Below are 25,734 nucleotides of genomic sequence, written 5' to 3'. Positions count from 1 at the left end.
AAATTCAATAGTGAAAAAGTGAATATTGGGTAATAATGTATTTTATGTTCCGTTAGTAGTAAAACTGCTAATGGCTAAGATGGAACACCGGTTAAAGTCCGGGACGGTACCGCCGCTGTAAGCGAGGAGTCTGAGCCTTAGCCCTGAAAAAAGGGCAGTCACTGAGTGAAAACCTTGGGAAGACTGGCAAAAGATGATGATACGCAAGTCAGAAGACAAACATAAGTTTTAAACATACCTCGGTTAGGGTGAAGGCTTGATTATAACGTGCTTGTTTTTTATAGCACGGGTTTAGAGTACATTAAAATAGACAGTTAAAAACGGAGCTGTGACTTATTTAAGTCACAGCTCTTTTTGGTTCACAAGATATTTTATATATGCAAGCAGGGAGGAAAGAATAACATGGAAGAAAGAAAAACAGAATTAACCGAATTATTTAAACAGTTTATACAGGAGAAAACTCAAGAGTGTGAGAGTGAATTTTTTAAAAAGCTCAATGAATCCGTGCTATGGATTCCAGATGCGGCTGAAGAACAAGAAGAAGGCCCAAAAAACTTTGCACTGTTAATGACAGGAGACGGAAGAAAGTTTGTTCCTGCATTTCTACATAAGAAATCAAATTTAGGCAGATTTAGACAAGAGCAGCTCGTTGAAATGCCATATAGCAAGCTTAAATATTTAATAATCGATTCCATGGCAGAAATAAATGGAATTGTGATTGCACCTTTCGAGGAAAATATAGTTTTAGATAGAAAGATAATGGAAATCATTGATGCACAGACCATGGGTATGACCTTGCGCAGAGAACAACACGTAGGAAAAATAAAACTCAGAAAACCCGAAACAGTGCCCTATGGCTTAGAAGATACTTTAATGCAATTCTTTGAGAAAAATATTGAGGTGGAGTCTGCATGGCTGCTTAAAGCTATGAGTGAAAACGAAATCTATGAACACTGGATGCTGCTGATAGATTTTTACGGTGAAAAAACACAGTTATTCCCATTAGTGGCAGAGATTATGAAACCCTACATGAAACCGGGAGAAATGTTTGAATTGATACAGAAAAGTCCTGATTTTATCACCAATGAAATAGAACCTGCCAGGATATATACCAGAATCAACAATAAAAATTTATTTTAAGGAATGAAATCAATAGGTAAACGAGTGCATCTCAGTGAGCAAGCGAGTAGATCCAGTGATTTTAGGACAAATAAAGGAATTTGTAAAAATGTCGAGATATCAGAATTATATGTAGTAAGGTAAAATTAAGGAGGAAAGCTAAAATGGGAAAATGTAAAGGTAGTATTTTTATTAACATTAGAAGGCGATGCCTATCCATACTTTTGGTAATAGTTTTTATTTTGGGAACGTTACCAGATATATCGTGGGCTGATGAATCAGGAGAAGCAAGCATTCCCGTATATTTAACAGTTAGCGCAGAAGGACAGATCTTAAAGGATAAGTCTGGGCAACTAATAGTACAGAAAAAGTTAGACGTAACGGATAAAGATGGTGATAACAAAATCACCATAGATGATGTAATGCTCTGTGCTCATGAGCAGTATTATATCGATGGTACGGAAGGCTATGCAAGTAGTGAAGGCAGTGCAACAAAGCTGTGGGGAATTGAAAAGCAGGATAAGTCTATATTATTTAGGATGAGATACCGTTTTACCTCATTAGTTAGTGACACAAAATTTGAAATTCCAAATCCTAGCAATAATGACGCAAAGAATTTTCAGATTTTTGCCACTATTTGCAGTGAAAAAGATAAAGCTGCCAGTGCGGTTTTTGTTGATAATAAGAGTACTTCTTCCTTTTTTTCGGCAAAAGCTGCTTTACAAACAACGGTTATAAAAGGTAAAGATTTTCCATTAAAATTGGCATATTTTGATTTAGCCAAAGCTAAGTCCGGAAAAGCTCTTACTGGATATGAAGTTATGGCATATACGATGGAAGGTGAATCTGCAGTTGTTTCACCAAGTATCAGTGATAAATCTGGAAATATTATTCTGAATTTCCCAACATCAGGTACTTATGTACTTTCAGCAAAACCATCTGAAACTGCTACGATTACAGCGGCTGCACCGGCATGTGTGGTTAATGTACTAGATAAAGCACCAGAATTCAGCAAAGTTGAATTAGCTTTGAAAGAAGATATGAGTTCACCGTGTATGTTGAGCCCTATTTTTGACAAAGAGTTGAAGGAATACAGCCTGACAATTCCTGAGGATGTAAGTGACATTTATTCTTCAATTTACATGGAAGATAATATAGAAGGTTTAGGTTGGATTTATGGAAGTTTTGCAGATAATAAATGGACTAACAATGGACTTGATTATTCATATGGAGTGCCTAGTAATATTCATATTAAATCAAATGTAAGTAATATTCGTATTGGAATGGAGAATTCATGGAATCTAAATGAATTTATCAATACATTTACAATTGCAATCAAAAGAAAACCAATTTTTACTAGCTTAACTGTAGACGGATTTGCAAAAGAAAATTTCAATCCATGGGCAAATTCATATGAGGTTTATGTGAAGCCAGGGCAGGAGAATATTGATATAACACCTGTAGCCAAATCAGAAAGCTCTACAATCACTATAGGTGGAAAGGATGCGGTAAGCGGACAAAAAATGGCGTTAACTGCAGATAAACTTGAATTTGATGCGGAGGGGCAGGCAAAAGTTCCGATAGTGATTCATAAAGAAGATGAGAATTATGTAGACAATACATATACTCTGATTTTAAAAAAAGAACTTGCTACGGAAAAGCCAACTATCCTGTTACAACCTGCAAGTGCTAATTATATCCAGAACGATAATGCAGCAGCTCTGGAGATTTATGCTAGTGCAGGAGGAAATCTGCAATATCAGTGGTATAAAAATGAGGAAAACAATAGTGACAATGGAACTCCCATAGAGGGGGCAAATGCTGTTAGATATGTACCGACTACTGAATCAGCAGGAACAGCTTATTACTATTGTGTGGCAACCAATACTGATACAGGGAAAAGTACAGCTTCAGAACTGGTTTCTGTACTTGTAGAAGCAGAGCCTACACCAATTGTTGACTGGGATGTTGAAGTACCAGAGGTTTCAGAAAAAAATAAAGGGTTTTTCGGAGAATATACACATGGATTCTATTATAAACAGGGAGATACTGAGGTAATACCACTTAAGGTAACTGCATCAAGCATTGATTTGGGCGGAAAGTACAGTTATATGTGGACTATACAGAATGGTACTAGTACTAGTCATGTAAACTCGTCAATAACATATACACCCAAAACAGATAAATATTATGGATTGCAGTGGATATATTGTACTGTTACATATACATATAAAGGAAAAAATTATACAACTAGTTTGTATGACAAACCAATTGCTGTTTATGTGGATAAGCCAGATGTGGCATATCCCGAGGAAGTTTTAAAAGCATGGAAAGGCAGTGGAACGGAGGAAAGTCCATGGCAGCTTGCCAGTCAAGCAGATTTAACGAAATTAAAAGATTTTGTTAATCAGGGCTACAGCTTTGCAGATATGCATTTTAAAATGACTAGCGATATTGTGCTTGATACTGACTGGGCTTCAATAGGCGGTGGCAACGGTGATGATAAAGGTGTAAGTTTAAAACCGTTTTCTGGAGTGTTAGACGGAGGCAATTTTACTTTAACATATGCGGAGGGTGCCAACAAACCTTTATTCCGCTATGTTCGTGAGAGTACCGTTTGCAATCTTAAAATTTATGCACCGTATTTTAAGGGATATCTCCTTGTTTCGGATTATGTGGTCGATTACGGAGAGGACGGAGATTATAATATAGGAACTGGCGGTAGCTACGCAAAAGGATGCCCTGATACAATAAATATTCAAAATGTTACTGTTAAAAGTGGCTCAAATTTAAGAGGTAGTGGTTTCATTGACGGAGGTGCTTCAGGAGGAAATACGGTTAATATCACAAATTGCGTCATTGAAAAAGGCGTTACTATGGGTAAAGACAAGGAAACCGGAGAAATTGTGGGAAATGTAGCATCATTTGCAGGACGAATAAGTGGCACTATTATTAATTGTGTAAGCTATGCAGATTTATATAGCACGGGAGCTGCCAGTGGTATTGTATCAGGTAAGAGTCAGAGCATGGGGCCGTTCAGCTTGATGAATTGTGGTTTCTGCGGAAGTATTACCTCTACTGGTAGTTATGTGGGTGGAATTATTGGAAAAGGATATCAGGCAGACTCAGCTCCAAATACTCTTTGTGTAACAATTCAGAACTGTTATGTAGATGCTGTAGTGAAGGGAGCAAATAATGTAGGAGGTCTCTTTGGAGCAGAACCAGGATGTATTCAAAACTGGTCAAATTCATATATAAGAAATAATCATTTTTATGGTACTGTGGAAGCAACTGATGAGAATGCAAATGTAGGAAGTATCATTGGATATATGGCGTCATTAAATAAATGCAACGTGATTGAAAATAATTATTATCGGGAAAATTGTGGTGCACAACGTGCAATTGGTGGAGTTGGATGTGTGGATACAAGTTGCACCACTGTAAATAAATCCAATAATCAAGTTAAGTATATTGATACAAGTAAAAGCATGGAAGGTGTACCATCTGGAGTTGCAAAAACAAATTATAACAGAACAGATGATCCCATGGGTGTAGATTGTGTGAAACTAGCAAGGAAGGCCACTACATCTGAAATGGCAGATGGAACAATTACGGAGCTTCTGAACAAGGGAGAAGGCAGCCTGAAAAATTGGGTTAATGGGAAAAAATATCCTGAAATCAGCAAGGAGCCTGTGGCGTATGCCCTTGAACTTTTGGGGGAGTATAAAAACACATATTACATAGGGGATACACTTGACTTGTCAGGAATGTCCTTTATTGCAAGTTTAAGCGATGGAACAACGAAAAGGCTTTCTTCTAAGGACATAACGATTACGGGTTTTGACAGCAGCAAGAGGGCTGTACTGACACTGGTTGCGACATACGGAGCGGCACAGATGGAATTTCCTGTAACAGTCCTTAAAGCACCGGTACAGGAAGAAAATACTATAACTGTTTACTTTACTTTGCTGGGTGATTCATCTCATGGAGAAGAGGGTGAAAAGCACACATTGAAATCTAACAATCTGGAAACATGGATTGCCAAAACAGCTTATACAGTGGATGTAAATGCCAAGGTTCGTGATATATTTGAAAAGGCACTAAAGGAAGCGGGGATGAAGTGGCAAAACCCAACAGGAAATTATGTTTCCTCCATTACATATAAGGACGTAAAACTGGCTGAATTTACAAATGGACAACTTTCTGGATGGATGTATACTCTTAATGGAACTCATCCGTCTTTGGGACTTAATGAGCAATTTCTTGAGAATGGGGACCGTATTGTATGGCATTATACAGATGATTATACTAAAGAAGAAGGTTCTGAGAAATGGGGAGGAAAAGCATATAAGCAAGAATCTGAAAACGGTGTAAGTATAAAAGCTAGGGTGTCTGTAAAAGCAACAGTAGATTCTGATGGAAAAGCTATTGTAAAGCCATCGGCAGAAGATATAAAAAAAGCTATAGATGAATTAATAGAGGCTGTGAAGAAAGACAAATCTTCTGAAAAGGAAATAATTATTAATGTAACAAGTGATTCTAAAGCTAAATCTATTGAAACTATTCTACCAAAGGCATCTGTGACAGCACTACAAACCGGTGTTGACAGATTGACAATAAGTACCTTAGTAGGAGAAGTAAGTTTTGATGCAGATATACTGAAAACTTTTGCAAACAGTGTAACGGAGGATCTTAAGATAACTATAGCAAAAACTGATGCAGTAACAGTGGTTACGGGTATATCAGGAGTTACAGAGGAAGCAAAAAATGCACTTGAATCAAAAATTAAAGGCAGACCTATATATGAGTTTACTGCAGAAAAGGGAAATAAAATTATTTCTGAATTGGGAGGGAAGGCAGTCTCTGTAGTTCCATATACACTTGTCAGTGGCGAGCAGTCGGAAGCTGTAGTGGCATACTGGATGAAGCCAGATGGAAGTCTTGAAATAATTAATAATGGTCATTTAAGTGATGACAGCAAGCATTTCATTATGGAAAATAATCACTGGTCAACCTATGTCATAGGCTATAATGAGGTAAAATTTGCAGACACTGCAAGTCATTGGGCTAAAAAGAATATTTTATATCTTGCGGCAAGGGACATTATCAAAGGAAAGAGTGCAACTGCGTTTTCACCAGACAGTCAGATTACTAGGGCTGAATTTGTACAGATTCTTGCCAATATGAGTGGTAACGATTTAAGCAAGTACACAGATTCTGCGTTTAGTGATGTGTCTGAAAAAGCATGGTATGCAAAAGCAGTAGCATGGGCTGTTGAAAATGGCATTGCAGGAGGAACAGGTAATGAAAAGTTTTCACCTAATGCCAATATTACAAGGCAGGATATGTCGGTAATGATTTCAAAGTATGCGGCAAATGTTTCAAAAAAATCCCTTGCAAATACAAACAAAGCAGTACAGTTTGCTGATGGTTATGAGATAGCAAGTTATGCAAAGGATGCAGTCACCTCTATGCAGAAAGCAGCCATTATAAGCGGAGAGAAAAATAACTTAGGTTCATACAGCTTCAATCCAAAGAACAACGCCACAAGAGCAGAAGCAACTACTATGATTGCAAATTACATCAAACAATAAGTAAAGAATAATCTGAATAATAACTATCCAAGCACCTTAAGTTTGCATTTTGCCAGCTTAAGGTGTTTCTTATATGCACATAGATAAGAAAAATGGTAGAATTTATACCTTAAAAGTGCAGAAGTGTATGGAATTATGGCAAGAATCGTTATAGTCTATTCAAATTTTATGAATTATATATTAATAAGGCATTCTGAATTAGGATTAAGTTACATTGTGATAGCTTAATTTCATATAAATACAAATTATTGTTGAAATAACTGAGGATTCTTTATAGAATAGAGAGAGGTTAGTTTAAAATTGAAAGAAGCTTAGGAAAGTAGGAATTAGAGTGTTTGAAAAAACAGGGATAAAAGACAATGTGACAGATGAAATTTGTTCTTTGGCAAGAAAACATGGACTGAATAAAGTAATCTTATTCGGCTCAAGAGCAAGGAACGACTTTAAAGACAGAAGTGACATAGATCTTGCAGTATCAGGGGGAGATATTGCATCCTTTATGCTGGACATAGAGGAAGATGTCAACACTTTGCTTTTTTTTGATATTGTAAACTTAGATGGACCTGCAGACCAGGAACTATTAAAATCAATCCATAGGGAAGGGGTACTTATATATGAAAAAGTTTGAAAACTTTTCTAAGGCATTAAGCAATTTAGAGGATATTTTTAAGTATGATGAACCTTATGATAATGTTGTCCTGACAGGATTAGTGGCACTTTACGAAATTTGTTTTGAGCAATCATGGAAGGCTATGAAAGAAATACTCGAACTTCATGGATATGAAGAAGGAAGAACTGGTTCACCCAAAATGATTATAAAGACTGCCTACAATGCAGGAATGATAAAGGAAGAAGAAACATGGATTCAGGCACTGGCTTCTAGAAATAATGTTTCTCATGCCTATAATCAAGAAATCGCAAGGGATATAGTCTTAAAAACAAAGCAGACTTATGTAAAGATGTTTAAGGAATTAAAACATGAGATTTTATCTAAATGGCAATAAAAGCAAAGGTTAGGTTAAGTATGAAATGGACTGAAAAGCAGGCGGAAGCAATAGAGCTTAGAAATAAAAATATGCTAGTTGCGGCAGCAGCAGGCTCGGGTAAGACGGCTGTTTTAGTCGAAAGAATTAAACAGCTAATTATAAATGAAGGTGTTTCTGTTAATGAAATGCTGGTTGTTACATTTACCAATGCTGCAGCGGCAGAAATGAGAGAAAAAATAGTCCAGGCTGTGACCTCTGAAATTGAAAAAAATTCAGGGGATACAGTTTTTTTGCGTAGACAGTTAAACCTTATATATAAGGCAAATATAAGTACCTTCCATGCTTTTGCATTGGAGGTTATACGGCGGTTTTTCCATGTTATAGGAATTGATCCGAACTTTAAAATCTGTGATGAGGCCCAACAGATTATTCTTCAGGCACAGGCTATGGATAATTTATTTGAGGAAATGTTTGATAAGGGCGGTCATGAATTTATTGAATTCCTAAATAATTATGCTTCCACCAAGAATGAAAACTTGGTTAAGGAAATGATTTTGGAAGTGTATAAGACCATTCAAAGCGTACCTGAACCATGGGAATGGCTGGACAGAAGTGTAGAAAATCTGGTCATGGATGAAGAAAAATTCTTACAGTCAAAAATGTTTGAAGAAATAAAACAACACATAAAAAAGGAACTTTTTTATGCAAGGGCAAATTATGATAAATCCATTGAAATCTTTGAAGAGGCGGGAGCTGTGAAGTTTGCAGTAAAATGCAAGGAGGATTTTGTCTCAATAGACGAAGCAATAAATATTTTTCAGGCAGGAGATTTTGATCAGTTTGGTGAGACACTTAGTAAGATTTCATATGTAAGAATGGTAACGACTAAAGATGAAAAAGAGGCTTTTGATGAAGTAAAAGAGTTTGCAGGAATATACCGTGAGCGTTGTAAAGATGCACTTAAGGGAATAAAGCAAGACTATTTTATGCGGCCTTTAACGGAACAAATCGCGGACATGAATAAGGTTTATCCTCATGCTGAAACTTTGGCAATGTTAGTAAAGAAATTTAGTGAACATTACAAAGAACAAAAAGAAGAAAAGAAGCTAATAGACTTTAATGATATAGAGCATTATGCTTTAGAAATTCTGGAAAATGACCAGGCAGCGGCAGAATATCGAGATAAATTTAAGTATATTTTTGTAGATGAATACCAGGATAGTAATGTGATACAGGATACCCTGATTACAGCTATAAAGCGTGATAATAATGTGTTTATGGTTGGTGATGTAAAACAGAGTATTTACAAATTCAGGCTTGCAGAACCTGAGCTTTTTATGGAAAAGTATGAGAACTTTAAGAAAGAAGAAAATGAGCTAGATGCAAAAATTGATTTAAATTTTAATTTTAGAAGTAAAGGGAATGTGATAAAGGCTGTCAATGATTTGTTTTCCAAGCTTATGGCAGGATATGATGCGGAAGCAGCACTGTATAAGGGGATTTCCTATGAAGGAGAGTTTGACTACCTGGCTGAACTGCATTTAGTTGACCAGAAAATAACAGAAGATATGGAGGTTGACGAGGAAATAAGAGAACTGAAATCGGCAGAAATGGAAGCTTTTATAGCAGCCAGGCTGATAAAGGAGTCCTTGGGGAAAATCATATTTGATGTGAAGAAAAGTGTAGAAAGACCCATGACTAAACGGGATATAGTCATACTTATGAGAGGGCAGAAGAACTATGCTGATAAATTTCAACAGGTGCTTATGCAGATGGATATACCCTCACATATTAATGATAGTGATGGATATTTTGACACGTTGGAAATTCAAATCTTTCTGAACCTCCTGAGAATCATTGATAACAGGAGACAGGATATCCCACTAATTAGTGTACTTCATTCTAGTATTTTCGGATTTACAGTTGAGGAATTGGCTCAGATAAGGAGTAATAGCAAAAACACATCATATTTTGAAGCATTTAACCTATATGCAAATATAACTAATGAATCAAATAAAAATCACCAGCTTCTTAAAAAATGTGCTGATGCTTTAGCAAAACTGGCTGAGTGGAAACAAATGGCTGAATTTATGCCTTTGGATGAATTAATCTGGAAGTTGCTATGGGATACAGAATATTATACCTTTGTGGGAGCATTACCAAGTGGTATGCAAAGACAAGCGAATTTGAGAGCATTAATAGATAAAGCTGTACAGTTCCAGGCTTCACAGATGAAAGGGCTCTTTGGGTTTATTACATATGTAGATGCTATTAAAGAAAAAAAAGTTCCTATGGGGCAGGTAACTCTTGTGGGAGAGAATGATGATGTTGTAAGGATTATGACTATCCATAAAAGTAAAGGATTAGAATTTCCCATGGTTATTGTTGCAGGCATGGGCAAGCGCTTTAATAATGCCAATGCCAGAAAACCAGTAGACCTCCATAAAAACATTGGATTAGGACTTCGGTACGTAGATAGACAGCGACACTTTTATAAAAAGACTCTTGTTCAGATGGCAATTGATAATAAAAGAAAAAAGGAGGACCTGGAAGAGGAAGTAAGAATTCTTTATGTGGCATTTACCAGGGCACAGGATAAACTAATTCTTTTGGGAAGTGTAAAGGACTTGCAGAAATTCCGAGAGGCAAAGGAAAGCTTGGAGGAACCGGATGTATTTAGAGCATCTTGTTATCTTGATATGATTATGCCCGCAATCTCAGCCAGTGATATATCCGTGTATTACCATGATGCACAAGAAATATCATTTGAGAATGCCCAGACTAATGACGGAAAAGAACAGCTTAAAAAATTACTTAACCATATGGATACAAATGAAATGGGCATGGATGTGAATGGAGCGTCATACGCACAGATTTATGCTCAGATTGATAAACAGCTTTCTTTTACATATGGATATGAATATGCAAGACTTTTGAAGTCGAAATTCTCTGTGAGTAAGCTGAATAAAATAAGTGATTTACTTTCAGAAGAAGGCATGACTCCAGAAAATTATGAACGCCTTTATTATGAAAGCTCCTATGATGCGGCATTGGCTGTTCCTCAATTTGCACAAGGTCAAACATCAGGATTTACAGCAGCAGAGCGAGGCACTATTATACATAGCGTATTGGAGCATTGGGATTTTAAAGAAGGTTATGGCTTGTGCTCCCAAGAGGAAAAGATAGCATTGGAATCGGTTCGAGGCTTTATTACCGATCTTGAAAATAGACAGCTGCTTACTGGTGAAGAGGCAGTTGAGGCGAGAAAGCATGCGAAAATGATCATTAAATTTCAATGCTCAAAGTTAGGCAAAAGGCTTGCTCAGGCAGATGAGATATTTAAAGAAACACCATTTAATTTGGTGAAGAAAATTAAGGGTGAAGATATAATCGTGCAGGGTATCATTGACTGTTATTTCAGAGAAGGAGACAAATACATATTACTGGATTACAAAACCAATCGGGTTGACAACCCTACAGATCCACACGAAATAGCCTACATAAAAGAAACCTATAGAGAGCAGATTGAACTTTACCGTGAAGCTATTGAAGTGGTTAAAGGTGTGAAAGTTAGGGAAGCATATATCTATATGTTAAATGCACAGATTTTTATTGAAATATAAAAATACGTTTAGTTTAAACTCTTCGTGATAGAAGATTGAAAGGTGAGGTGAAATATGGCAGATAAGAGATTTGCAGTACTGATAGATTCAGATAATATTTCGGCCAAGTATGTTGAATGTATATTGGATGAAATGACCAAATATGGTGTTATTACTTATAGACGTATTTATGGAGACTGGACTAGCAAACAGACCAATAAGTGGAAGAAGGAACTTCTAGAAAATTCCATAACACCAATACAGCAGTTTAGTAACACAGCTTGGAAAAATTCTACGGATTCAGCACTCATTATAGATGCAATGGACATTTTGTATACGGGTAATGTTGATGGATTCTGCATCGTATCCAGTGATAGTGATTTTACTAGGTTAGCTAGTAGGCTAAGAGAGTCAGGCATGAATGTGATAGGAATGGGCGAAGAGAAAACACCACGTTCTTTTAGAGCTGCTTGCAATGTTTTTACCATATTAGAAGTGCTATTAAATCAAAATGAAGATGAGCTTATGGAAGAGGGGTTAGCTGCGAAGGCGGATAGTGAAGAGGTTAGCTTGGTTGATGCAGAAAAAGCTGGTGAAGTTCATTCGATTGAGAAAAATCATGGAGTTATAGAGGAACAACTTATTAAAAATTATATAAGTTCAATCATAACTGAAAATGAAAATCGTGGTAAAAATACAGTTCTGGCAGAGATTGGAAATCGGTTGGTAAAAAAGTATTCCGACTTCGATGTTCGTAATTACGGATACAGCTTTTTGTCTAAATTTATTGAGGAAATGGGCTGCTTTGAACTGCTTAAAGACGGTAAACTTGTCTCAGTTAGGATAAAAGATAATAGAATAAGCAAGGAAGAGTTAGATGAATTTATTATTAATTGTGTAAAAACAAATAAGAAAAATGGGATAGAGTTAGCAACATTGGGGCAAAAGGTGCATGGTAATTTTGATACCTTTGAGGTAAAGGATTATGGATACGCTACTTTTGCAAAATTTATTCAAAGTATAAGTCAACTAGAAATCAAAATAAATAGAGCAAAGAAAAAAATTGTCTGCATGTCTAAATTTATTTAGCTTTGAAGTGAGAATATGCTTTAATGAATGAGGGGATTAGAATTGAATACGAGTAGAACAGAAAAATCATATATAACAATTATGAATTTTTCAGGCATTTACAAATATGAGCAGTTTTATAAAGACGAAAATGTCATATGGCTGGATTTTTCCAAGCTACAGGGGAAAAACTGCTTTTGTGATAGTATGGCAGAAAAAACTATAAAAGATACGATAAAGAATATGTCACCACAAGGACTGCATTTTATTGATTCAGGAAATTATCATTATGCGACCAAATTTTGGATAGATAAAATAAGAGAGAAATTTAGCCTTGTTGTTTTTGATTATCATACAGATATGCAGAAACCAGTCTTTAAAAGCATTTTAAGTTGTGGCTCATGGGTGGTACAGTGCTTGGAGAATAATTCATTTATTGATAAAATTGTTTTGATGGGAATTGGTAAAGAACAAAAATTGGCTTTAGATGAAAAATATAAAGATAAGCTTATCTGCATTGATAGTGAGCAGATTAAGAAGAATGATTTTTCTCAAATCCAGAAATTAAGTGAACAGTATCCAGTTTACATATCTATTGATAAGGACGTGCTAAGCAGAAGAGTTATTGAGACAAACTGGAGTCAGGGCAATATGAAACTCACTGAACTAAAAAATATTCTTCATGGAATCATTCCTAAGCGAAAAATAATAGGAATAGATCTTTGCGGAGAATGTGCAAATGAGACGGGAAAGCTTAGCGCAGTAAAAAATAATGATGAAGTAAATGCAAATTTACTGAGGTTTTTAAAAGATGAAAGAAAGATAAAGTAAAGGAAATAATATAATATGACCATAGAATTAGCAGAAATTAATAAATATAGGTTGGAACTAGAAGCTTTAGCGTCCAAGGCCGCTGAATGTGGGGAACTTGAGTACCATATTGAATTAACAGAACATAAGAATTTAATGAGTGTTTATAAAATAAAATCAATAACTGGGAAAGAAGTATATGAAAGCTTATCGGATGAAGACCTTTGTGATTATATTAGAAGCCGTGCCAAAGATTTAGACCATGTGCCCACACAGAAAGAAGTATATTGGATTTATCATATGTACATTAAACACCGGTTTGGGAATTGGCCGAAAGCATTAAAAGCAGCGGTTATGTCAACAAAAGCTGGAAGTGGTGGACATAGCTTTAAAATTATAGAGGAAAGAGAACAGCAATGTCAGGAGTTTCTCAATCAAATAAGGGAAAAAGCTGATGAACTTCATAGACCGCCACATTTGGTAGAAATGAGAGATTGCGTTGAGGGTTTGAAATATAAGTTTGATACTTGGAACCAGGTACTTGAGGCTGCAGGTATAAACCAAGAGTGGAAAAATAAGCATATGCTTTTTATTGTAAATGATTTTACTGAAGAAGAAAAACTTTTATTGGAGAAGATTAAATCCAAGGCACAAAAACTGGGCCGATCTCCACTCAGAAAGGAAATTGAAAATGAAGTTAAAGAAAAACTTAAAATCAAGTGCAAAACATGGAGAAATACCTTACACCAAATTGGTATGGAGCCTATAGAAAAGCCAAAGTCATTTAGTGAAACATATTTGGATGATAGAAAAAATAAAGGAAAACATCATACGGAGATTTTAAGTAATGGCTTATATAAAGTGATGAATTTAAGCAAAAATGAAAAACAATATTTAATTCAGCTGAGAGAAATTGTTACTGAACTAGGACGTGCTCCCATTAAAGAAGAATTGCCAGAGGATGTCTACGACGGATTAATGAAGGCTTGTGGAAGCTATAGAAATGTGCTTTTTCAAGTGGGAGTGGAATCGTTAGATAAAACCAATACACAGAAAATCAGACGAAGGATAAAAAATAAAGTAAATTTATAACTTGAAATTTTGTTAAAACAGACTATTTATTTTAACCAGTCTGTTTTTTTATGACGAATATTGTTGAAACTACCAATATTTAGTGATATTATTATTGGGTAAAATTTAATATTTAAATACATATAGGTGAAGAAATTTTTAAAAGGGAAGCAGGTGAAAATCCTGCACAGCTACCTCTACTGTAAGTGAGGACGAAGAATAATGTCACTGGGAAACTGGGAAGACGTTCGGAGAAAGAGTCACAAGTCAGGAAACCTGCCATATGTAAGTATACGTTATTGGGTATGAAGGAGCGTGTATGTGGAATATAAGGTCTTTTTTGCATGCCAATTAAAGATCTTTTTTTTGACCCAATAATCAAATAAATAAAAGTATAAGAATATAGGAGAAATGATAATGGGTTTTGGATTAAGTAATATACTGCATTTAATAGGCCAAATTCTTTTAAAGCCATGTATGTGTGTATTATTATTATTAATGATTGTTACAGTATGGCAGTTTGGAGATTTTGCAGTAGAATTTTTTACAGAAAGAAGAAAACGAAAGAAATTAGATGCAACTGGATTGCTGAAAAAAATACATGAAGAAAATGATTTGCAAAAAACAATTGAAGGAAGCGGGCTGCCAGCCAGGCAGAAGGCAGCCTTAAATGTTCTTCTAGAATCCAGTGATATGCCGAAAACATCACTAACCGCATTAGCGCAAAGGCTGCTTGCAACGGAAGAGGAGAAGTACGATAAAGCAGTAGGAATTACCGATTTAGTGGCAAAGCTGGGACCTATGTTTGGACTTTTAGGTACATTAATTCCTTTAGGACCGGGAATCATCGCTTTGGGACATGGTGATACTGAGACTTTGTCTAAATCGCTGGCAATAGCTTTTGATACTACAATTTCAGGGGTTATTTCGGCAGCAATCTGCTGTGTCATTTCCAATATACGTAAAAAGTGGTATGAAGATTATCTGATTACTTTTGAATTAGTAATGGAAAGCATGTTGGAGGAGGTTGATGCAAATGCTAAGAAATAATAACTCTTTGAGTATGAGAAGGCATTATAAAAACAAAGAAGACATAAACCCCATGGAAAGTCTGGGTAACCTAGTAGATGTAATGCTTGTATTTTCTTGTGGCTTGATGATTGCAATCATTATGTTCTGGAATGTGGACTTAAGTAAAATCATGGATGTTGTTACAGAAGATCAGCTGGTTGAGGTGAATGATTTGGAAGATGCCATAAAAGATGGCTCCTTGTCAGAAGACTACGATTCAAAAGGATTTGTATATGAAGATGAAAAAACCGGAAAAATGTACATAGTGAAAAAGGAATAGGGGTTGACAAATGTTACCTAAAAGTGTTACCATTAGTTTGTAAATTGAATAAACCATTTATGTTCTACAGACTAAAGTCTAATTGATACAAGACGACGATTAGTTTAGTAGCTAAGAGGGAAGCAGGTTAGAGTCCTGCGCGGTCCCGCCGCTGTAAGCGAGGAGTTGTTCCTATTTGCCACTGAGTTTATACTTGGGAAGGCAGGAAACAATGATGATACGTAAGCCAGAAGACCTGCATAAGTTGTTCGAGTAGCCGACGGGTAATCGGTGATGCTTATAAACCTTAGGGTTTTAAGAATGATAAATATTACAGAAAAACGGACTGTAGCAGCTTTGCTACAGTTTTTTTGTTTATTTATATTAAGATGCCTTTTCATTCCTGAGGGTATAACAGTTTTGCATGTGAGCAAACCTGTTATAACCCTCATCCTTTTTTATAGATTTTTATCGTTTATGACCTAGCCTAATTTAAGAAAGAAATTGCAGGAAGGTCAGATGCTCTAAAATCATAAATATATAATTATAGCTAAATATAAGGAGGAACACCATGAATGTTAATTGGTTCAAAAATCAGGACAATGTAGTTTATGCAAATACTCAGGAATTTGTAGATAATTTTTCTAAAGAAACGGGTATTTCTAATTTGTCAGAGAAAATCGATGAATTTAAAAAGTCTCCAACTGGGGAAGGAATCACTGTTATAGGAAGAAAAAGAACAAGCATAAAGCTTTTAATCCCTAATTTGACATTTAACGAAAAAATAGAAATGGGAGAAAATGTGTGGGTATATATGGGAGAAAATTATGAAAGCTATTGTTTGTATTAACTAAAACTGTAATAAATAAAATACAGAAGCCTCTTAGTTGAGTATAACAGAAATTAGTTTCCAGTACTCATTAAGAGACTTTTTTAATTTGAAAGGATTTCGATACAATATGATTCAACTAATAAACATGCCTCTTGTAGACAATGTTCTAGATGAGTATGAAAATAGTGAAGAACTAAGAAAAGTGTGCAATAAATATGGCTGCCATGGAATTGAAGCCATATGGGGCGGTGAAAAATGTAGCTTTAATATAGAAAAAACACTTATAAAAGGATGGCATTTAGCATTTTTTTGTGATTGGTTGGATTTTTGGGATAAAAATGAGATTAAATTACTTCACAAATTTAAAAATAAAGGAACGTGGGAGCTGTTTTATGGAGGCAAAGACCGGAATGCACTGATAAAAATGCTTAGTGATGATTTGGATAGAGCAAGTCAGGCAGGTGCTGAATATGTAGTATTTCATGTTTCAGATGTTTCTATAGAAGAAGGATATACCTATAAATGGCTTCACACCGATGAAGAAGTAATTGATAAATCCGCAGAATTAATAAATATACTTTTAGATAATAAAAAATATAAATTTAAATTTCTAATGGAAAACTTACATTGGGCAGGATTAGATTTTACACGGCCCGAAATAACTAAACGGCTTCTTCAAAAAGTACACTATAAAAATAAAGGGATAATGCTTGACGTAGGACATTTAATGTGTACAAATCTGGAGCTCAAAGATGAAAAACAGGCAATTGAGTATATACATAAAATGCTGGATGAGCATGATATACTTTGCAGATATATTAAAGGAATCCATTTGCATCAATCCTTAAGTGGGGAGTATGTTAAAGAAAACATCAGCATAGTACCTGATTTACCAGAAGATTATTTTAAAAAGTTTAGTGTTGGGTATAAGCACATATTGAATATTGACACCCATCAACCCATAACCAACATCGGTATAAAAAGTGTAATAGATCGAATAAATCCGGACTATTTAGTACATGAATTAGCAGCTTCTGACAGGAAAGAAAAAGAAAGAGTTTTGCAAATTCAAACTGATACTTTGAAACAAGGAGGAAATTTTAGTGTATAACATAGAACTGCTCAGCGCTGAAGTAGATATAAAAAAATATTTAGATGAGTATGTAGACATAGAAGAATTTCTTGAGAGCTGCAAGGAATGCAGCAACTATGGTAAAAAATGGTGTTGCCCGCCCTATGATTTTAATGTTTTAGAGTATTGGAAAAAGTTTAGCAGCATTTACATCATAGGGGAAAAAATCTCTTTTAATCAAGAAGAAAGGCAGAACGAATATGAAAAAGAAGAAAAAATCATGTTCGATATTCTTGATAAAGAAAAACGGAAGTTGACGGAACAACTTTATATATTAGAAAAACAATATGAAGGTAGTGTGAGCTTGTCTGCGGGAAGTTGTTCTTTGTGTGGCAGTGGTATGATGGAGAGTCAGAAATGCACAAGAGTCTCTTGTAGCAGTAGTACTGCAAGGGAAAGTTGTAATCACTTTGATAAAATGCGTTATAGCATTGAATCACTGGGGGGAAATGTAGGAAAAACATGTAGCAAATTATTTGGAATTGATCTTGAATGGATAGAAGAAAATAAGTTGCCGACATATTTTGTTTTAGTGTGTGGATTACTAAAAAAATAAAAAATGTCTGTCGATAGAAAGGGAACCTGGAATGCACCAAGGAAATATAGCAGAGAAGTATAAAAAGGAATTCTATGAAATTGTAGATGAAGGTATTCGTTCAGGAAATTTGGAATACGATGAAGGTATTGAAAATGCGGAACAGATATATGAGTTTTCTCAAATTAATTCAGGTAAAGGGAAAGCTATGTATTCTAATTTTTCAGATGAAGATTTATGTGAGATATTAAAAGCAAAAGCAAAAGAATTAGGATATGTCCCAGCGCAAAAAGAAATTTATTGGCTATATAGAGTATATATAAAGCGGAGATTCGGAAACTGGCCCAGGGCACTTGTTGCAGCAGGACTTTCAAAAAAGGCGGGAAAATGTGGGGATTCATATGAAAAAATAAAAATGAATGCACAACTTGAAAAAGAACTGCTTGGCACCCTTAGGCGTAAGGCAGAAGAATTGGGCAGACCGCCTCACATGCACGAAATGAAAGAGTTAGCTGACTATTTTAAACATAAGTTTAACACTTGGGCAGAGCTTCTTGATGCGGCGGGTATTGATAACCAATGGAAAAATTGGGAGCCGGCTTATAAAGTGAAAGATTTGCCTGAGGAGGAAATAATGCTGCTTGAATATATACATAAAAAAGCAATAGAGCTGGGAAGACCTCCTATGAGAACAGAGATAACAAGTGAAATCAGAGAAAAACTGAAAAAACGCTGCGGCACATGGCGGAATATTATGTATCAAATAGATTTGGAGCCTATACAGAAAATTAGGCCTTTTAATGCTACTTATCTTGACGGTAGGAGAAATAAGCTTATTAAACACAGTGAACTTTTAGAGGGAAGTGTATTTAAACTTGTTAATCCTAATGAAGAAACAATAAATCAATTCAAAATTCTAAAATCTAAGGCAGATAAACTTAAAAGGCCTTTGGTAAAATCAGAAATTCCTAAAGAAGTTTACAACAATTTGATTACTCAATGTGTAAATTATAGAAATATTTTATATCAGATAGACCTGGAACCTCTTGAAAAGTCTAAAGAAAAAGAGATTGAGAAAGAGCTGAGAAAAATGAGGAAATGAAAAGTTGATAGTGCTCATATTGAACTACATGTCTATTTACAATAAAATACTTTGGTGATACAATAGCTAATAATAGGCAAGGAGAATTTAGCCAATAAATAATTTAATATTTAAATGCTGTTTGTGTTTCCTTTCAGTCAAATTGACAGAAAGGTGTAATAGGGAATCGAGTGTAAGTCTCGGACGGTACCGCCGCTGTAAGCACTAAGCGCATGTTTTGACAAGGTCAGCCACTGAGAAATTGGGAAGGCAAACATGTGCGTTGGATATAATTCCTGGAAGTGTAAGTCAGAATATCATCACGAAGGTTTAGGTTTTAACCCACGAGTCATGGGATTGAATAAGTTTTATACACAGAAATACGGCTGTGGTAGTCATTATGGGCTGCCACAGTATTTTTTTGTGCAAAGAAAAGAATGAAATGGAGAGGGAAAATGAAACAAATGAAGAAAAGTATGCTGTCGCTATTCTTAGTATTGGTTCTGGCACTTGGCAATGTTGCCAGTGTTTTTGCCATTACAGAGAAAGGCACCATTGATCAGGCGGTAACAGAGACTGCAAAGTATTTACAAAAAACGGTATCAGACCCACAACCTGGATCAATAGGCGGGGAATGGGTCATTATGGCGTTGGCACGCAGTGATTATAAGGTTCCTCAAAGTTATTATGATAGCTATTATGCTGCAGTAGAGAAGAATGTAAAAGAGTGTAAGGGCATTTTACATGAAAAGAAATATACGGATTACTCACGGACCATCATTGCATTAAGCGCTATAGGCAAGGATCCTACAAATGTAGCAGGATATAATCTGCTGACACCCCTTGGAGATTTTAATAAAACCATATGGCAGGGAATAAATGGACCCATATGGGCGCTTATTGCCTTAGATTCGAAAAATTATCCTATGCCGCAAAACAAGGACGCTGAAGTTCAGGCTACTAGAGATATGTATGTAAATGAAATTTTAAAAAGACAACTCTCCGATGGTGGGTTTTCATTGACTGGAGGAACTACAGGTTCCGCAAAAGGAGATGAGGCTGCAGATACAGATATTACAGCTATGGCATTGCAGGCATTAGCGAAATACCAAGACCGTGCAGACGTAAAATCAGCTATAGATAAGGCCATAGTATGTCTGTCAAAGCAACAGAATGAAAATGGGGGATATACCTCATGGGGAGCTGTTAATTCTGAAAGTGTGGATCAGGTTATTGTAGCGCTTACAGAATTAGGTATTTCTGTTGATGACAGCCGCTTCGTAAAAAATGGGCATACATCAGTAGAAAATATATTTCAATTTTATATAAAGGGAAATGGATTTAAACATGTATTGTCAGAGTCCAGTGCAAATCAAATGGCTACTGAACAGGGATTTTATACTTTAGTAGCGGTACAGAGAGCATTAAATGGAAAAAATAGTTTATATCGAATGAGCGATACTAAGGTCGCTGCGGATACATCAACACAGACAAGTGGTGCAAATAATACAGCTGCAGGATTAAAAGACAAAAATGCAGATGTAAAAGTTATGCCCGTTACGAAAGAAGGCAGAACTTTTACAGATATTGCAGGTCATAAAAACCAAAAATCCATTGAAGCATTAGCTTCTAGAAGCATTATTAACGGTAAAACAGATACCACTTTCGAACCGAATGAAACGATGACTCGTGCAGAATTTGCAACAATTGTAGTCCAAGCCCTTGGACTTACCCCTAAAGCAGGTGATGTGTTTACAGACGTATCAAGCAAAGCATGGTATGCAGGTTATATAGGCACAGCTTTCCAGTATAAAATTGTAAGCGGCACATCTGCAACAACTTTTAATCCAAACGGAAGCATCACAAGACAAGAGGCTGCAAGCATGGTCGCACGTGCAGCAGCATTATGTGGCATGAATACCAATATGGATGCATCAACTATTCAGAATACACTTGCGCAGTTTAATGATTATGTGGACGCAGCATCTTGGGCAAATAGCTCATTAGCCTTTTGCTATAGTAACGATGTTTTAGATAAGTCTGATTTAAAGATCTTCCCTAATACATTGATTAAGCGTTCAGAAATTGCAGAAATGTTATATCGTATGTTAGGTAAAGCCCAGTTAATGTAGGAGATAGGATTGTGAAAATAAGTAAGAATAAAATTTATGCAGCGGTGGCAATTATTGCTATATTATCAATTACGTTCGTTTGGGGTGGAGGGTTTGCTAAAAGCAGCCCTTCCTCTGATTTAAAGAATAAAACAAGCATAGAAGCATCGAAACAAGAAGAAACAAGTAAAAGTGCGGTTAATGTGGACGCGGAAAAAAACAGTGCTGCAGCTACGACAGAAGAAGCGTTAAAAACTAAAAAGGCAGAAGAAACAACGAAGACAGCGGTAAAGACTGTAGAAGTAAAGGTTAATAAAAAAGATGTAGCGTATAGCGAATCTAAGGGCATGGAAATTGATTCGTCAACGGGTAAAGACAAATATCAAACAGATCCAGTACCGGAGGGAAAACCAGTTCCTGTAGAGCCGGGCACTGTGAAAATTACAAATAAAGCAAAAACCTGTACCTTGTCAATTGAATGTAAAACCATATTAGATAATATGGATAGTCTGGATAAAGAAAAAGTGGAATTAGTGCCAGAAGATGGGATTATTATGCCTGCTACTAAAGTAACCTTTTATGAAGGCGAAAGCGTGTTTAATTTATTGCAGCGAGAAACAAAAAACAACAAAATACATATGGAATTTTCTAATACACCAGTATACAATTCAGCTTATATTGAAGGAATCCATAATCTATATGAGTTTGACTGTGGAGAATTATCTGGATGGATGTATAAGGTTAACGGATGGTTTCCAAATTACGGATGCAGTCGATATATCATTAAAGAGGGAGACGTCATCGAGTGGGTTTACACCTGTGATTTAGGTCGTGATGTTGGAGGCGGATTTGATGAAAAATAGATGCAGTGTAGATGCATTTTCCTCTTATCATCCATTGGTAAATTTTTTATATTTTGCGCTAGTACTTATTTATTCTATGGTACTGATGCATCCCGCTTGCCTGATAATATCTTTGATTACGGCATTTGCATACTCCATCTATCTGAAGGGGAAAAAGGCAGTGAAATTCAATTTTTTTGTACTTCTTCCTATGCTGGTAGTAACCGCAATTATAAATCCTGCATTTAACCATGAGGGCGTTACCATTTTAACCTACTTGCCTAACGGAAATCCCCTGACATTGGAATCTATTTTATATGGAGTTGCAGCAGCCACTATGCTGGCTGCGGTTGTATGCTGGTTTTCCTGTTACAATGAGATTATGACTTCAGACAAATTTGTATATTTATTTGGTCGGATTATTCCGGCGTTATCTTTAATATTATCCATGATACTTCGATTTGTACCACGGTTTAAGAACCAAATTAAGGTTATCTCTAATGCACAAAAATGCGTTGGCAGGGATGTTTCAAATGGGAGTATTTTACAACGGGCGAGAAATGGAATTACGATTTTGTCGAGTATGATTACCTGGTCGTTGGAAAATGCTATTGAGTCAGCAGATAGTATGAGAAGCAGAGGCTACGGACTGCCTGGCAGAACTGCATTTTCAATCTTTAATCTTGAATATAGAGATAAAAAGGCATTAACAGCAATAGGAGTGTTAGGTTTTTGCGTACTGTTAGGTCAATACTTTGGTATTCTTTATTTTAGATATTATCCGACGATGAAAGGTCATACTTTAGGAATAGGAATATTTTTCTACCTTCCTTTTTTAGCTTATGCCGCACTATGCATTGTACCAATTATTATCAATAAACAGGAGGAGAAACAGTGGAAAGCTACTCAATTAAACAGTTAAATTTTTCTTATCCTGAATCTCAGAGACAAATACTTAGGGACATTAATCTGACCATTTCTCAAGGGGAATTTGTGACATTATGTGGACCTTCTGGATGTGGTAAGACTACTTTGTTACGTCAATTAAAGCCCATTTTGTCACCTCATGGCGTTCGAACCGGTGAGATACTATTTGAAGGAGAAGACCTTGAATCTTTGAATCAAAGGATGCAGAGCTCGAGAATTGGATTTGTATTGCAGTCACCAGACAACCAGATTGTCACAGATAAGGTATGGCATGAATTGGCATTTGGATTAGAAAGTTTGGGATATGATACACCTACCATAAGGCTTAGAGTTGCAGAAATGGCATCTTTTTTTGGAATACAGACGTGGTTTTATAAAAATGTATCAGAACTATCAGGAGGACAAAAGCAGTTACTGAACTTGGCGGCCATTATGGCCATGCAGCCATCGGTACTGATTTTAGATGAGCCTACCAGCCAGCTTGACCCCATAGCCGCATCAGATTTCCTGGCAACTATAGGAAAAATCAACCGAGAGCTGGGAACTACAGTAATCATGACGGAGCATCGGCTGGAAGAAGTACTTCCCTTATCTGACAGAGTGATTGTAATGGATGATGGCGTTGTTATGGCAGCTGGTTCGCCTAAGAGTGTGGGACAACTTCTTAGTAAGAGTGCACATAAAATGTTTTTGGCCATGCCGGTTCCAATGCAGGTATATGCAGGTGTCCCCAATGAATTAGAATGCCCGATTACTGTTAGGGAAGGAAGAGAATGGTTAAATGAATTATCAGAAAGTATTTCCTTACAACCATTAGCCCTTCAAGAAGAAAGCAAGGAACGGGAATGTGATAAAAGCTGCTCAGAGCAGCTAATGGTGGAGCTAGATCAGGTTTGGTTCAAATACGAAAAAGACTTACCAGAAGTTGTTAAAGGAGTAAGCTTAAAAGTAAAAAAGGGTGAATTGTTTACACTTTTGGGAGGAAATGGCACAGGTAAAAGTACCACCTTATCTTTGGTGTCAGGAATGAATAAACCTTATCGAGGAACTGTAAAAATAGAAGGAAAGCTTTTATCTGATATACCAGATAATGAAAAATTTGGGGGACTATTAGGAGTACTTCCACAAAACCCGCAGGCCTTATTTGTTAAAAAGTCTGTAAAAAAAGATCTATATGAGATGCTTTCATCAGTAAAAATTTCTATGGAAGAAAAAGAACAGCGTATAGATGCAGTGTCTGAACTGTGTCAATTAGATTTGCTTTTAGAACAACATCCTTATGATTTGTCAGGAGGGGAACAGCAGAGAGCAGCTTTGGCAAAGGTTCTGCTGTTAAAGCCAAAGATTTTGCTGCTGGATGAACCAACCAAAGGGTTAGATGCAGAATTTAAGCAGACTTTTGCAGCTATTTTAGAGGGTTTAAAACAACAAGGCATTACGATTATTATGGTGAGCCATGATGTTGAATTTTGTGCTAAGTATGCAGATCGATGTGCCATGTTTTTTGATGGAAATATAGTGACAGAAGGTACCCCAAGAGAATTCTTTAGTGGGAACAGTTTTTATACTACAGAGGCTAATCGTATGGCTCGTCATTTAGCGCCGGAAGCAATTACGGCAGAGGATATCATTCAAATCTGTGGTGGAAGGAAGAAAAATAAAAAGTACGAGCAAAATAATAAAATTGCTTCTATTTTAGCTCAATTTGATTTTACTAAAAGTTCTAAAAAGAGTGAAGAAATAAGGGGAGATGTACCTAAGAAAAAACTTAGGTTCTGGGAACGGAAAAAGGCAGAATCAGATCAAGCGGTGAATAAAAGGCAAGTTATCTGTGACCAGGTGGCATTAAATCAGAGGAAACTTTCAAAAAGAACAAAGGTGGCGGCAACAATGATTTTGTTACTCATACCACTTACTATTTTTTTGGGAATATATTATTTAAATGACCGCAAGTATTATTTTATATCTATGTTAATCATACTGGAAACCATGCTGCCCTTTGTCATGATTTTCGAGGATAGAAAACCTCAGGCAAGAGAACTCATTATTATTTCGGTTTTGTGTGCCATTGGGGTAGCAGGGAGATGTGCATTTTTTATGCTGCCTCACTTTAAACCAATTGCAGCTGTCGTCATTATTGCAGGAGTTGCTTTTGGAGGGGAAACGGGGTTTCTGGTAGGAGCTTTAATCGCTTTTGCATCAAATATCTTTTTCGGACAAGGACCCTGGACTCCATGGCAGATGTTTGGGTTCGGGGTTATCGGATTCTTGGCGGGTGTACTCTTCCGTAAGGGAATTTTAAGAAGCAATAAGATATCATTGGCAATTTTTGGAGGACTGGCGACATTTTTTATTTATGGTGGAATTTTAAATCCAGCATCCGTATTAATGTTTTATACCAAACCTACTGCAGAGATGTTTATATTAGCCTATGCCAGAGGGGTTCCTGTTGATTTGGTTCATGCATCATCAACCGTATTTTTCTTGTGGATTATGGCAGAGGCTATGCTGGAAAAGCTGGACCGGATTAAGGTTAAGTATGGGTTGATAGAGGATTGATATTACCAATCTTTAAATAAACTAAAAGAATAGAAATGTAGAAATTTGTAGAACATTGCAGAACTTTGCTTGACATTATTTACATATTAATGTTACCATTAAAAGTATAATTTAATAAAACATTTATGTTCTGCA

Annotated in this window: 18 protein-coding genes and 4 riboswitches; all 18 genes read left to right on the top strand. The window is 36.1% G+C overall.

Translation table 11 applies throughout. The features are described 5' to 3' along the window. Positions 1–28 precede the first annotated feature (28 nt). Positions 29–238, top strand: a riboswitch (cobalamin riboswitch). A gap of 164 nt (positions 239–402) precedes the next feature. Then, a complete protein-coding gene (locus tag RTW14_RS10965; protein WP_312651012.1) occupies positions 403–1,140 on the top strand; it encodes an enhanced serine sensitivity protein SseB C-terminal domain-containing protein in 738 nt (245 codons plus the stop codon). 143 nt (positions 1,141–1,283) lie between these two features. Continuing rightward, complete coding sequence (locus RTW14_RS10960; RefSeq protein WP_312651009.1) at positions 1,284–6,713, top strand: S-layer homology domain-containing protein; 5,430 nt, start codon at positions 1,284–1,286, stop codon at positions 6,711–6,713. A 331-nt stretch (positions 6,714–7,044) separates the two neighbouring features. Beyond that, positions 7,045–7,341 (top strand): nucleotidyltransferase family protein, encoded by a 297-nt coding sequence (locus RTW14_RS10955; protein WP_312651007.1) that lies wholly within the window; start codon positions 7,045–7,047, stop codon positions 7,339–7,341. Then, the gene (locus RTW14_RS10950) at positions 7,328–7,717 is read left to right on the top strand and encodes an HI0074 family nucleotidyltransferase substrate-binding subunit (protein WP_312651005.1); all 390 of its coding nucleotides are present in this window, start codon (positions 7,328–7,330) and stop codon (positions 7,715–7,717) included. Before RTW14_RS10955 ends, RTW14_RS10950 begins: the two co-directional genes overlap by 14 nt. Further along, a complete protein-coding gene (gene addA, locus RTW14_RS10945) occupies positions 7,708–11,322 on the top strand; it encodes a helicase-exonuclease AddAB subunit AddA (RefSeq protein WP_312651002.1) in 3,615 nt (1,204 codons plus the stop codon). The genes RTW14_RS10950 and addA overlap by 10 nt, the downstream gene beginning before the upstream one ends. A 54-nt stretch (positions 11,323–11,376) precedes the next feature. Then, positions 11,377–12,390, top strand: a complete 1,014-nt coding sequence (locus tag RTW14_RS10940; protein WP_312650999.1) for an NYN domain-containing protein — start codon at positions 11,377–11,379, stop codon at positions 12,388–12,390. A gap of 42 nt (positions 12,391–12,432) precedes the next feature. Next, positions 12,433–13,200 carry an arginase family protein gene (locus tag RTW14_RS10935; RefSeq protein ID WP_312650996.1) on the top strand — a complete coding sequence of 256 codons (768 nt, stop codon included), beginning with the start codon at positions 12,433–12,435 and terminating at the stop codon, positions 13,198–13,200. 15 nt (positions 13,201–13,215) lie between these two features. Then, positions 13,216–14,271, top strand: coding sequence for a homing endonuclease associated repeat-containing protein (locus RTW14_RS10930; protein ID WP_312650993.1), 1,056 nt, complete (start codon positions 13,216–13,218; stop codon positions 14,269–14,271). Positions 14,272–14,377: 106 nt separating this feature from the next. Further along, a riboswitch (cobalamin riboswitch) is annotated at positions 14,378–14,548 on the top strand. Positions 14,549–14,667: 119 nt separating this feature from the next. Next, positions 14,668–15,300 carry a MotA/TolQ/ExbB proton channel family protein gene (locus RTW14_RS10925; protein WP_312650990.1) on the top strand — a complete coding sequence of 211 codons (633 nt, stop codon included), beginning with the start codon at positions 14,668–14,670 and terminating at the stop codon, positions 15,298–15,300. Beyond that, positions 15,287–15,601: a DUF2149 domain-containing protein gene (locus RTW14_RS10920; protein ID WP_312650986.1), complete on the top strand. Its 315-nt coding sequence runs from the start codon at positions 15,287–15,289 to the stop codon at positions 15,599–15,601. The genes RTW14_RS10925 and RTW14_RS10920 overlap by 14 nt, the downstream gene beginning before the upstream one ends. A 57-nt stretch (positions 15,602–15,658) precedes the next feature. Further along, positions 15,659–15,858: riboswitch (cobalamin riboswitch) on the top strand. Between the two features lie 293 nt (positions 15,859–16,151). Then, the gene (locus RTW14_RS10915) at positions 16,152–16,430 is read left to right on the top strand and encodes a hypothetical protein (RefSeq protein WP_312650983.1); all 279 of its coding nucleotides are present in this window, start codon (positions 16,152–16,154) and stop codon (positions 16,428–16,430) included. Between the two features lie 109 nt (positions 16,431–16,539). Next, entirely contained in the window at positions 16,540–17,523 is a 984-nt protein-coding gene (locus tag RTW14_RS10910) for a TIM barrel protein (RefSeq protein WP_312650980.1), read from the top strand. Beyond that, on the top strand, positions 17,516–18,100 hold the full coding sequence (locus RTW14_RS10905; protein WP_312650978.1) for a DUF2284 domain-containing protein: 585 nt from the start codon (positions 17,516–17,518) through the stop codon (positions 18,098–18,100). The genes RTW14_RS10910 and RTW14_RS10905 overlap by 8 nt, the downstream gene beginning before the upstream one ends. A gap of 31 nt (positions 18,101–18,131) precedes the next feature. After that, the gene (locus tag RTW14_RS10900) at positions 18,132–19,181 is read left to right on the top strand and encodes a homing endonuclease associated repeat-containing protein (protein WP_312650976.1); all 1,050 of its coding nucleotides are present in this window, start codon (positions 18,132–18,134) and stop codon (positions 19,179–19,181) included. A gap of 107 nt (positions 19,182–19,288) precedes the next feature. Next, positions 19,289–19,499: riboswitch (cobalamin riboswitch) on the top strand. 116 nt (positions 19,500–19,615) lie between these two features. Continuing rightward, positions 19,616–21,292, top strand: coding sequence for an S-layer homology domain-containing protein (locus RTW14_RS10895; RefSeq protein ID WP_312650974.1), 1,677 nt, complete (start codon positions 19,616–19,618; stop codon positions 21,290–21,292). Positions 21,293–21,303: 11 nt separating this feature from the next. Continuing rightward, positions 21,304–22,134, top strand: coding sequence for a DUF4430 domain-containing protein (locus RTW14_RS10890; RefSeq protein ID WP_312650971.1), 831 nt, complete (start codon positions 21,304–21,306; stop codon positions 22,132–22,134). Then, entirely contained in the window at positions 22,124–23,035 is a 912-nt protein-coding gene (locus RTW14_RS10885; protein ID WP_312650968.1) for an energy-coupling factor transporter transmembrane component T, read from the top strand. Before RTW14_RS10890 ends, RTW14_RS10885 begins: the two co-directional genes overlap by 11 nt. Further along, positions 23,008–25,599, top strand: coding sequence for an energy-coupling factor transporter ATPase (locus RTW14_RS10880; protein ID WP_312650965.1), 2,592 nt, complete (start codon positions 23,008–23,010; stop codon positions 25,597–25,599). Before RTW14_RS10885 ends, RTW14_RS10880 begins: the two co-directional genes overlap by 28 nt. The last annotated feature ends 135 nt before the right edge of the window (positions 25,600–25,734 follow it).

This window comes from Aminipila sp. (assembly GCF_032051575.1).
In the GTDB taxonomy this organism is placed as follows: domain Bacteria; phylum Bacillota; class Clostridia; order Peptostreptococcales; family Anaerovoracaceae; genus Aminipila.
This window is presented reverse-complemented; position numbering and strand designations above follow the sequence as displayed.

What these genes read in the sequence shown, in the direction of transcription:
- RTW14_RS10930 (WP_312650993.1), top strand. Translation starts at nt 13,216, where the DNA reads ATGACCATAGAATTAGCAGAAATTAATAAATATAGGTTGGAACTAGAA.
- addA (WP_312651002.1), top strand. Translation starts at nt 7,708, where the DNA reads ATGGCAATAAAAGCAAAGGTTAGGTTAAGTATGAAATGGACTGAAAAG.
- RTW14_RS10915 (WP_312650983.1), top strand. Translation starts at nt 16,152, where the DNA reads ATGAATGTTAATTGGTTCAAAAATCAGGACAATGTAGTTTATGCAAAT.
- RTW14_RS10885 (WP_312650968.1), top strand. Translation starts at nt 22,124, where the DNA reads ATGAAAAATAGATGCAGTGTAGATGCATTTTCCTCTTATCATCCATTG.
- RTW14_RS10895 (WP_312650974.1), top strand. Translation starts at nt 19,616, where the DNA reads ATGAAACAAATGAAGAAAAGTATGCTGTCGCTATTCTTAGTATTGGTT.
- RTW14_RS10900 (WP_312650976.1), top strand. Translation starts at nt 18,132, where the DNA reads ATGCACCAAGGAAATATAGCAGAGAAGTATAAAAAGGAATTCTATGAA.
- RTW14_RS10960 (WP_312651009.1), top strand. Translation starts at nt 1,284, where the DNA reads ATGGGAAAATGTAAAGGTAGTATTTTTATTAACATTAGAAGGCGATGC.
- RTW14_RS10950 (WP_312651005.1), top strand. Translation starts at nt 7,328, where the DNA reads ATGAAAAAGTTTGAAAACTTTTCTAAGGCATTAAGCAATTTAGAGGAT.
- RTW14_RS10920 (WP_312650986.1), top strand. Translation starts at nt 15,287, where the DNA reads ATGCTAAGAAATAATAACTCTTTGAGTATGAGAAGGCATTATAAAAAC.
- RTW14_RS10910 (WP_312650980.1), top strand. Translation starts at nt 16,540, where the DNA reads ATGATTCAACTAATAAACATGCCTCTTGTAGACAATGTTCTAGATGAG.
- RTW14_RS10965 (WP_312651012.1), top strand. Translation starts at nt 403, where the DNA reads ATGGAAGAAAGAAAAACAGAATTAACCGAATTATTTAAACAGTTTATA.
- RTW14_RS10925 (WP_312650990.1), top strand. Translation starts at nt 14,668, where the DNA reads ATGGGTTTTGGATTAAGTAATATACTGCATTTAATAGGCCAAATTCTT.
- RTW14_RS10940 (WP_312650999.1), top strand. Translation starts at nt 11,377, where the DNA reads ATGGCAGATAAGAGATTTGCAGTACTGATAGATTCAGATAATATTTCG.